The sequence below is a fragment of the Micromonospora sp. CNZ303 genome (genome assembly GCF_004345505.1).
In genome coordinates this window covers 188,096-197,714 of sequence record NZ_SLVT01000008.1, presented here as the reverse complement: position 1 = coordinate 197,714, position 9,619 = coordinate 188,096, and the positions used below count along the sequence as shown (strand labels likewise).

Sequence of the window (9,619 nt, the reverse complement as noted above, 5' to 3'; positions counted from 1 at the left end):
ACCGATGCGGCCGGCGCGCGTGCCGGCGGGGTCAGAGGGGCTCGACGCCCGGCGGCAGGTCCCCGCCGGTGGTGGCGTCGCGGACGTAGTCCAGCAGTATCCGGCGCAGCTCCCGGCCGGCGTGGGTGGGTACCACGTCGCGGCGCCGGGCGACCGCGATGGTCCGCCGGACGCCGGGTGGGGCCAGCCGGGTGACGCGCACGCCGGGGCGCCGGGCCACCACGATGCCGGGGACCAGCGCGACGCCCAGCCCGGCCTCGACGAAGCTCAGCACCGCGTCCATCTCGCCGCCGTCGACGGCGATGGTCGGCTCGAAGCCTGCCTCCCGGCAGGCCTGGAGGGTGGCGTCGCGCAGGTCGTAGCCCTCCCGGAACATCACCATCGGCTGGTCGCGCAGGTCCGCGACGCGCAGCTGCCCGGTCTCCGGGGTCACCGACAGCTCCTCGACGGAGGCGACCACCAGGCTCTCCCGCAGGATGGGGTCGGCGCGCAGCCCGGGGTCGGTGCCCTGGGCGGGCATGATGATCAGTGCCAGGTCGAGGTCGCCGCGGAGCAGGCCGCGGACCAGGTCCTGCGAGCCGCTCTCCTCCACCCGCAGGTCGATGGTGGGGTGGGCGTCGCGGAAGCGGCGCAGCACGGGCGGGGCGAGCGAGGTGGCGAGGCTGGGGGTGGCGCCGAGCCGGACCCGGCCACGGCGCAGGCCGACCAGTTCCTGCACCTCGCGGGTCGCGGTGTCGACGTCGGCGAGGATCCGCTTGGCCAGCGGCAGGAGCACCTCGCCGGCCGCGGTGAGCGTGATGTTGCCCCTTACCCGCTCGAACAGCGGGGCGCCGAGGCCGTCCTCCAGGGCGTGAACTTGCTTACTCAACGAAGGCTGGGTGATGCCCACGATGTCGGCGGCTTGGGTGAAATGTCGTACTTCCGCCACCGCAACGAAGTACTTCAGCTGATGGAGCTGCATCTACATAGCCTATAGCTATCAAGACTGCGAGGTCGATGCATTGGACGACTGAATCAAGTGCTCCTAGCGTCGATCGCGTGGTAGTCACGAGAACTCGGTCGCCCATCCGCTCCAGCGTCGGCCTCAAGGCCGTCATGGCGGTGACGGGCATCATCCTGGTGCTGTTCCTGATCGCGCACATGCTCGGCAACCTGAAGATCTTCACGGGGGCGACCTCGTTCGACCACTACGCGCACTGGCTGCGCGAGATCGGCGCCCCGATCCTGCCGGGCGTGTGGTTCCTGTGGATCCTGCGGGTCGGTCTGCTGGTGTCGGTGCTCGGCCACATCTGGGCCGCGACCGCCCTCGCCGTGCGCGCCCGCGCCGCCCGCCCGGTGCAGTACGCGCACCGCAAGAAGGTCCAGGGCAGCTACGCGGCCCGCACCATGCGCTGGGGCGGCGTGATCATCCTGCTCTTCGTGATCTACCACATCCTGGACCTCACCACCGGCACGCTGAACCCGGTCGGCGATCCGAGCCGGCCGTACGCCAACGTGGTGGCCGACTTCGCCCCGGAGCGCTGGTACGTCACGCTCTTCTACACCCTGGCGGTCGTCACCCTCGGCTTCCACCTGCGGCACGGCCTGTTCAGCGCGCTGCGCAGCCTCGGCCAGCAGAGCCCGCGCGGCGAGCGGCGGGCCCGGGCCGTGGCGCTGGGCTTCGCCGTCGTGCTCTGCGCCGGCTACCTGGCGGTCCCGTTCGCCGTACTCACCGGATTGGTGTCCTGACATGGATCTCTACACCGAGGGCGACCCGATCGCCGACACCAAGGCTCCCGACGGCCCCATCGAGACCCGCTGGGAACGCCGCCGCTTCGAGGCCAAGCTGGTCAACCCGGCCAACCGCCGCAAGATGACCGTGATCGTGGTCGGCACCGGCCTGGCCGGCGGCTCGGCCGCCGCCACGCTGGGCGAGCAGGGCTACCGGGTGAAGACCTACTGCTACCAGGACAGCCCGCGCCGGGCGCACTCCATCGCCGCGCAGGGCGGCATCAACGCCGCCAAGAACTACCGCAACGACGGCGACTCGGTGCACCGGCTCTTCTACGACACCGTCAAGGGCGGCGACTTCCGCTCCCGGGAGTCGAACGTGCACCGCCTGGCCGAGGTCTCGGTCAACATCATCGACCAGTGCGTCGCCCAGGGCGTCCCGTTCGCCCGCGAGTACGGCGGCCTGCTGGACACCCGCTCCTTCGGCGGCGCGCAGGTGCAGCGCACCTTCTACGCCCGGGGCCAGACGGGCCAGCAGCTGCTGCTCGGCGCGTACCAGGCGCTGGAGCGGCAGATCGGCCTCGGCAACGTGGAGATGAACACCCGGCACGAGATGCTGGAGCTGATCGTCGTCGACGGCAAGGCCCGCGGCATCGTCGTCCGGGACATGGTCACCGGCGAGATCACCACCGAGTTCGCGGACGCCGTCGTGCTCGCCTCCGGCGGCTACGGCAACGTCTTCTACCTCTCCACCAACGCCAAGGGCTGCAACGTCACCGCCACCTGGCGGGCGCACCGCAAGGGCGCGTACTTCGCCAACCCCTGCTACACGCAGATCCACCCGACCTGCATCCCGGTCTCCGGCGACCACCAGTCGAAGCTGACCCTGATGAGCGAGTCGCTGCGCAACGACGGCCGGGTCTGGGTGCCCAAGACCAAGGGCGACACCCGCAGTCCGCGGGACATCCCCGAGGACGAGCGGGACTACTACCTGGAGCGGATCTACCCCTCCTTCGGCAACCTGGTCCCCCGCGACATCGCCTCGCGCGCCGCCAAGAACGTCTGCGACGAGGGGCGCGGCGTCGGCCAGACAGGGCTCGGCGTCTACCTCGACTTCTCCGACGCCATCGACCGGCTCGGCCGCAAGGCCATCGAGGCCAAGTACGGCAACCTCTTCGAGATGTACGAGCGGATCACCGGCGAGGACCCGTACGAGGTGCCGATGCGCATCTACCCCGCGGTGCACTACACGATGGGCGGCCTCTGGGTCGACTACGACCTCCAGTCGTCCATCCCGGGCCTGTTCGTGATCGGCGAGGCCAACTTCTCCGACCACGGCGCCAACCGGCTCGGCGCCTCGGCGCTCATGCAGGGCCTGGCCGACGGCTACTTCGTGCTGCCGAACACCATCGCCCACTACCTGGCGTCCGGCCCGTTCGAGAAGGTCGACGCCACGCACCCGGCGGCCGTGCAGGCCCGCGCCGACGTCGAGGACCGGATCCAGCGGCTGCTGGCCGTCGACGGCGACCGGACCGTCGACTCGTTCCACCGCGAGCTGGGCCAGATCATGTGGGAGCACTGCGGCATGGAGCGCAGCGAGGCCGGGCTGCGCAAGGCGATCGACGAGATCCGTGCCCTGCGCGAGCAGTTCTGGCAGCGGGTCCGGGTGCCGGGCACCGGCGAGGGGCTCAACCAGTCGCTGGAGAAGGCCGGCCGGGTGGCCGACTTCTTCGAGCTGGCGGAGCTGATGTGCATCGACGCCCTGCACCGCGAGGAGTCCTGCGGCGGTCACTTCCGGGCCGAGCACCAGACGCCCGACGGTGAGGCCGAGCGCGACGACGACCGCTTCGCGTACGTGGCGGCCTGGGAGTTCACCGCCACCGGCGAGCCCTCGGTGCTGCACAAGGAAGACCTGAACTTCGAATACGTCCACCCCACGCAGCGGAGCTACAAGTGAACCTGACCCTGCGCATCTGGCGCCAGTCCGGTCCCGAGGACAAGGGTCGGATGGTGACCTACAAGGTCGACGACGTCTCCCCGGACATGTCGTTCCTGGAGATGCTCGACGTCCTCAACGAGCGGCTGATCCTCGCCGGCGAGGAGCCGGTGGCGTTCGACCACGACTGCCGCGAGGGCATCTGCGGCATGTGCGGCCTGATGATCAACGGCGACGCGCACGGGCCGCAGCGCGGCACCACCGCCTGCCAGCTGCACATGCGGCAGTTCTCCGACGGCGAGACGATCGACATCGAGCCGTGGCGGGCCCGGGCCTTCCCGGTCATCAAGGACCTGGTGGTCAACCGGGGCGCCTTCGACAAGATCATCGCGGCCGGCGGGTACATCACCGCGCCGACCGGCAGCGCCCCCGAGGCGCACTCGACCCCGGTCGCCAAGGCCAACGCGGACGCCGCGTTCGAGGCGGCGGAGTGCATCGGCTGCGGCGCCTGCGTGGCGGCCTGCCCGAACGGCTCCGCCATGCTCTTCACCGCCGCGAAGGTCACCCAGCTCTCGCTGCTGCCGCAGGGCCAGCCGGAGCGCTACACCCGGGTCATCGGCATGGTCGACGCGCACGACGAGGCCGGCTTCGGCGGCTGCACCAACGCCGGTGAGTGCACGGTGGTCTGCCCGAAGGGCATCCCGCTGAACACCATCGGCCGGCTCAACCGCGACTTCCTGATGGCCACCTCGAAGCGGGGCGACAACACCCCCGGTTCCTGAGCCTCCGCACGTCACGCCGGCGACGCCGGTGCGGGGCCGCCGCGTCCTTGGGAGCGCGGCGGCCCTTGCCGTACCGCCTGCCCGGTGGCCTGCCCGCCGTCCCCGCCCCGGGCCGCGCCGCGAGGTGGGAGTCGGGGCCGGCCGTCGCAGCGCCACGCCCCGACCCGACCACGCCAGGTTCGGCCCGCCGCGACCCCCTGTCCCTGGGCCCTGGGCCCTGGGCCATCGCACCCTGCCGCTCGCGCCTCGTCGCCGCTGGCCCTGGCCTCTGTTCCCTGGCCCCTGCCACTCGCGCCCTGTCGAGCTGAGTCGTCTGCGACATCAGCTCGACAGGCAACGACAGGCAACCACCGGCAGCGACCGGCAGCGACCGGACCGCCGGGCCGGAGCCGCTTCGGGGACGTACACCCGGCCTTGCGCATCCCGCTCCGGCCGTTCCTGCGGCGGCTGCTGGCCGCCGCCCTCGCGGTCCTGGCCCTCGACGCCGCCCGGGACGACCCGCTCCCGGCCCAGCCATCGGGGCCCGCCGGCCCACGGCCCAGCCGTCTGCGGGCCGCCCCGCCCCTCGGCCACCCCGGGCTCCGGTGCCGGTTCAAGTCGTCGGGGGCGGGTAGCAACCCCGGGGACGGCACGAGGAGGGGACGACGGGACATGAAGGCGCTGACCTGGCAGGGCAAGCGGGACGTACGGGTGGAGGAGGTGCCCGATCCGCGGATCGAGGAGCCGACCGACGCCGTCGTCCGGATCACCTCGACCGCGATCTGCGGCTCCGACCTGCACCTGTACGAGGTGCTCGGGCCGTACCTGAAGCCCGGCGACGTCCTCGGCCACGAGCCGATGGGCATCGTCGAGGAGGTGGGCGCGGGGGTGACCCGGCTCAAGCCGGGCGACCGGGTGGTGGTGCCGTTCAACATCTCCTGCGGCTCCTGCTGGATGTGCGACCGGCAGCTGTACGCGCAGTGCGAGACCACCCAGGTGACGGCCGAGGGCAAGGGCGCAGCGCTGTTCGGCTACACGTCGCTCTACGGCTCGGTGCCCGGTGGGCAGGCGGAGTACCTGCGGGTGCCGCACGCCCAGTTCGGCCCGATCAAGGTGCCCGACACCGGGCCCGACGAGCGCTGGCTCTACCTGTCCGACATCCTGCCGACCGCCTGGCAGGCGGTGAAGTACGCCGACACCCCGCCCGGCGGCACCCTCGCCGTCTTCGGGCTCGGGCCGGTCGGCCAGCTCTGCGCCCGCATCGGCCGGCACCTCGGCGCGGACCGGGTCATCGGGCTGGACCTGGTGCCGGAGCGGTTGGCGATGGCCCGCCGGCACGGCATCGAGGTGCTCGACGTCAGCCAGCTGGACGACGTGCCCAGCGCGCTGATCGACCTCGTCGACGGGCGCGGCCCCGACGCCGTCATCGACGCGGTGGGCATGGAGGCCCACGGCGCGCCCCTCGGCAAGCTAGCCCAGACCGCCGCCGGGCTGCTGCCGGACAAGCTCGCCCAGACCATGACCGACAAGGCGGGCGTCGACCGGCTGGTCGTGCTCAAGGCCGCACTCAAGGCCGTTCGCCGTGGCGGCACGGTCTCCATCTCCGGCGTCTACGGTGGCGAGGTCGACCCGATGCCCCTGATGGAGATGTTCGACCGGGGCGTCCAGCTGCGGATGGGGCAGTGCCACGTGCGCCGGTGGACCGACGAGATCATCCCGCTGCTCTCCGGCGACGACGACCCGCTGGGCGTGATGGACCTGCGGACCCACCGGGTGCCGCTGGCGGAGGCGCCGCAGGCGTACGAGATGTTCCAGAAGAAGGAGGACGGCTGCGTCAAGGTCGTGCTCGCACCGTGACCCGGACGGTGGTCGTGACCGGCGCGACCAGCGGGATCGGCCGGGCGGCGGCCCGGGCCTTCGCGGCACGCGGGGACCGCCTCGTGCTCGCCGCCCGCTCCCCCGTCGCCCTCGCCGCGGTGCGCGACGAGTGCCGGGCCGCGGGCGCGCAGGTGCTCCAGGTGCCCACCGACATCACCGCCGACGGCGCGCTGACGGCGCTCGCCGACGCGGCCCTCGACCGGTTCGGCGGCATCGACGTCTGGGTACACACGGCGGCGGTGATGGCCTACGGCCGGTTCGAGGAGACCCCGGAGCGGGTCTTCGAGCAGGTGGTGCGCACCGACCTGCTCGCCGCCGCCGCGGTCGCCCGGGTGGCGCTGCGCCGCTTCTCGGCGGACGGCGGGGGAACGCTGATCCTCACCGGGTCGGTGCTCGGCCACATCACCGCGCCCTACATGAGCGGCTACGTGGCGAGCAAGTGGGGGTTGCAGGGGCTCACCCGCACCCTCCAGCAGGAGACCCGGGAGACCCCGGGGGTGCACGTCTGCATCGTCAACCCGGGCAGTGTGGACACCCCGGTCTACCAGCGCGCCGCGAACCACCTCGGCCGGGCCGGCCGGCCCCCGCCGCCCGTCACCACCCCGGAGCGGGTGGCGCGGGCCATCGTGGACTGCGCCGACCGGCCCCGCCGGGAGGTGTCGGTGGGCCGGGTCAACCTGGTCATGCGGGTCGGCTTCACCATGCTGCCGGGCGTCTACGACGCCCTCGTCGGGCCGTTGATGCGACTGCTCGGGCTGACCGACCGGCCGGTCGCACCGCACGACGGCACGGTGTTCGCGCCGGACCCGGCCACCGCGTCGGTGCGCGGCGGCTGGCTGCCCGACCTCCAGCGGCTGGCGCGGGCCGTCGGGGAACTGCCCGGACCGGTCGTGGCGGCCCTCCGGCGCCGGCTGCCGTGAGCCCCGCGCGGGATCACCCGCGTCGATCGTTTCGCCTAGGGTGGTGGGCCGGCCCACCACGACGGGAGAGACGATTGACTATCCGGGTGAACCGCAGGACCGCGCTGGGACTGGGCACGGTGGCCACCGCCGGGACGGTGCTGGGCGCCGCGTCCCCGGCCGCGGCCGCCCCGGCGACCTCCGGCCGTGGCGTGGCCGGGTCGGCACCGGCGACGCCACGGCAGGCCGCGCACCGGGTGACCACGAGCTACCAGGGCGAGAGCGCGTACGCGGGCGGCAACTGGCAGGCGTACGTCAGCGTCGTGGACCCGGCGGGCCCGCTCCTGGTGCCGGTCGCCGACGAGCCCGACCGGCGGATCGAGGCGTACAGCGTCAACAAGATCGCGGTGGCGGTGGCGGTGCTCGACAAGGTCGACCGGGGCCTGCTCACGCTCGACCAGCGCATCGAGGTGACCGAGGCGATCGTGGTGCCCGGCGGCGACGGCATCTTCAGCCTCGACGGGGCCTACCCGAGCTTCGTCACGCTCGGACACGTGCTAGCCAACCTGCTGACCGTCTCCGACGACACAGCGGTACGGCTGTGCGGGTCGGTCTGCCCGGCCGCCGAGCTCAACGAGATCCTGCGCGGCAAGGGCTTCCCGAACACCCAGGTGCAGCCGGTCGCCAACCCCTACCGGTTCTTCCTCGGCACCAGCACCCCCCGGGAGACCCACGACCTGCTGCGCGCGCTGGTGGCGGGCACGCTGCTCGCGCCGACCTCCACGGCGCTGGTGCTCCGGCTGCTGCGGGCGCCGGTCGCGTACACCGACGGGGTGCGGCGGGTCATGTCCTCCGCCGAGCGGGCCCGGGTCGCCACCAAGGCGGGCTGGTTCGCCGACGCCCGGCACGAGGCCGGCGTGATCTTCGACAAGGCCGGCGCGCCCGTGCTGACGTACGCCCTCTTCGCGGACGGCCAGGCCGGCGCCGACAACTTCGGCGCGACGCACCCCGCCGTCGCGGCCCGGGCCCGGATGGGCCGGCACTTCCTCGCCGCGGTCGACAACCTCGTCGGCACCGGCCTCGTCCACCGCCCGGCCGTGCAGCGACCCAGCAACGGCGGCTGAACCGCGCGACCGCCCGTCCGGGCCACCGGCGTGCCGCGAGCACCCGCCGGGGTCCGCCGCCTGGGGGCGGTCCGGCCGGGCCGCCCCCGGCACCCGGCCGGACTGCCCGGCGGTCCCTCGGCGGCCCGGCTACCGTGTACGACGGGACACGGCGGAGGGACGACGATGGGCGCAGCACCGCAACGCGCGGAACCCGACCGGGCACTCGGGCGGCGGCTACGCGGGGCGGCCGGACTGGCCGCGCTCGTCGGGCTCGCGTGGGTGGCCCGGGACGTGCCGGCGGCGCTCGGCGGCCGGCTCACCGGCGCCCGCGCGGAGCGGGCCGCCCGCTCGCCCCGGTTCCACGACGGCGTTTTCCGCAACCCGGGCGGCTCCCGTTCGATGGCCGGCACCCCCGACCGCAACCTGGTCCGTGAACTGATCTTCGGCAAGCAGAAGCGCCGGCCGGGCGTCGCCGTGCCGCTGTCGCGCCCGGGCGCCGCCCCGGCCACCGACGCGGGGCGTGAACTGAACGTCGTCTGGTACGGCCACGCCTCCGCGCTGATCGAGATCGAGGGCCGCCGGGTGCTGCTCGACCCGGTGTGGAGCGACCGGTGCTCCCCGTCGAGCCTGGTCGGCCCGCGCCGCCTGCACCAGCCGCCGGTACGCCTCGACGAACTGCCCCCGGTGGACGCGATCCTGATCTCGCACGACCACTACGACCACCTCGACATGGCGACCGTCCAGGCGCTGACCGCCCTGCAGTCGGCGCCGTTCCTGGTGCCCCTGGGCGTGGGCGCGCACCTGGACCGCTGGGGCGTACCGGCCGGGCGGATCGTCGAGCTGGACTGGGAGGAGAGCCACCGGGTGGCGGGGCTGGAGATCACCGCCACCGCCGCGCAGCACTTCTCCGGCCGAGGGCTGCGCCGCGACGGGACGCTCTGGAGCTCCTGGGTGGTCGCCGGCGCGCACCGCAAGGTCTTCTACACCGGTGACTCCGGCTACTTCGACGGCTACGCCGAGATCGGCGAGCGGCACGGGCCGTTCGACGTCACGCTGATGCAGATCGGGGCGTACGACCGGGCCTGGCCGAGCATCCACATGTTCCCCGAGGAGGCCGTCGCCGCCCACCTCGACCTGCGCGGCGGGCTGCTCCTGCCGGTGCACTGGGCGACGTTCAACCTCGCCCTGCACGACTGGTCCGAGCCGGTGGACAGGATCTGGGCCGAGGCTAAGGCCCGGGACGTACGGCTGGCCGTGCCCCGCCCCGGGGAGCGGGTGGTGGTGGACGACCCGCCGGCCGTCGACGGCTGGTGGCAGGCCGTCGCCTGA

Annotated in this window: 8 protein-coding genes; 7 read left to right on the top strand and 1 reads right to left on the bottom strand. The window is 73.2% G+C overall.

What is annotated here, in order from left to right:
* Positions 1–31: 31 nt before the first annotated feature.
* Positions 32–961 carry a LysR family transcriptional regulator gene (locus EV374_RS15400; RefSeq protein WP_132235862.1) on the bottom strand — a complete coding sequence of 310 codons (930 nt, stop codon included), beginning with the start codon at positions 959–961 and terminating at the stop codon, positions 32–34.
* 77 nt (positions 962–1,038) lie between these two features.
* Here EV374_RS15400 and EV374_RS15395 point away from each other — a divergent pair, with 77 nt between their 5' ends.
* From EV374_RS15395 to EV374_RS15365, 7 genes are all read left to right on the top strand, one after another.
* The gene (locus EV374_RS15395) at positions 1,039–1,728 is read left to right on the top strand and encodes a succinate dehydrogenase cytochrome b subunit (RefSeq protein WP_486485775.1); all 690 of its coding nucleotides are present in this window, start codon (positions 1,039–1,041) and stop codon (positions 1,726–1,728) included.
* Position 1,729: 1 nt separating this feature from the next.
* A complete protein-coding gene (locus tag EV374_RS15390) occupies positions 1,730–3,667 on the top strand; it encodes a fumarate reductase/succinate dehydrogenase flavoprotein subunit (protein ID WP_132235858.1) in 1,938 nt (645 codons plus the stop codon).
* Positions 3,664–4,428, top strand: coding sequence for a succinate dehydrogenase/fumarate reductase iron-sulfur subunit (locus EV374_RS15385; protein WP_132235856.1), 765 nt, complete (start codon positions 3,664–3,666; stop codon positions 4,426–4,428). Before EV374_RS15390 ends, EV374_RS15385 begins: the two co-directional genes overlap by 4 nt.
* Positions 4,429–5,079: 651 nt before the next feature.
* On the top strand, positions 5,080–6,264 hold the full coding sequence (locus EV374_RS15380; RefSeq protein WP_132236044.1) for a zinc-dependent alcohol dehydrogenase: 1,185 nt from the start codon (positions 5,080–5,082) through the stop codon (positions 6,262–6,264).
* Positions 6,261–7,205: an SDR family NAD(P)-dependent oxidoreductase gene (locus tag EV374_RS15375; RefSeq protein WP_132235854.1), complete on the top strand. Its 945-nt coding sequence runs from the start codon at positions 6,261–6,263 to the stop codon at positions 7,203–7,205. The genes EV374_RS15380 and EV374_RS15375 overlap by 4 nt, the downstream gene beginning before the upstream one ends.
* 86 nt (positions 7,206–7,291) lie before the next feature.
* Positions 7,292–8,308, top strand: a complete 1,017-nt coding sequence (locus tag EV374_RS15370) for a serine hydrolase (protein ID WP_486485774.1) — start codon at positions 7,292–7,294, stop codon at positions 8,306–8,308.
* Between the two features lie 165 nt (positions 8,309–8,473).
* Positions 8,474–9,619 (top strand): MBL fold metallo-hydrolase, encoded by a 1,146-nt coding sequence (locus tag EV374_RS15365; RefSeq protein WP_132235850.1) that lies wholly within the window; start codon positions 8,474–8,476, stop codon positions 9,617–9,619.

What these genes read in the sequence shown, in the direction of transcription:
- EV374_RS15365 (WP_132235850.1), top strand. Translation starts at nt 8,474, where the DNA reads ATGGGCGCAGCACCGCAACGCGCGGAACCCGACCGGGCACTCGGGCGG.
- EV374_RS15380 (WP_132236044.1), top strand. Translation starts at nt 5,080, where the DNA reads ATGAAGGCGCTGACCTGGCAGGGCAAGCGGGACGTACGGGTGGAGGAG.
- EV374_RS15390 (WP_132235858.1), top strand. Translation starts at nt 1,730, where the DNA reads ATGGATCTCTACACCGAGGGCGACCCGATCGCCGACACCAAGGCTCCC.
- EV374_RS15400 (WP_132235862.1), bottom strand. Translation starts at nt 961, where the DNA reads ATGCAGCTCCATCAGCTGAAGTACTTCGTTGCGGTGGCGGAAGTACGA.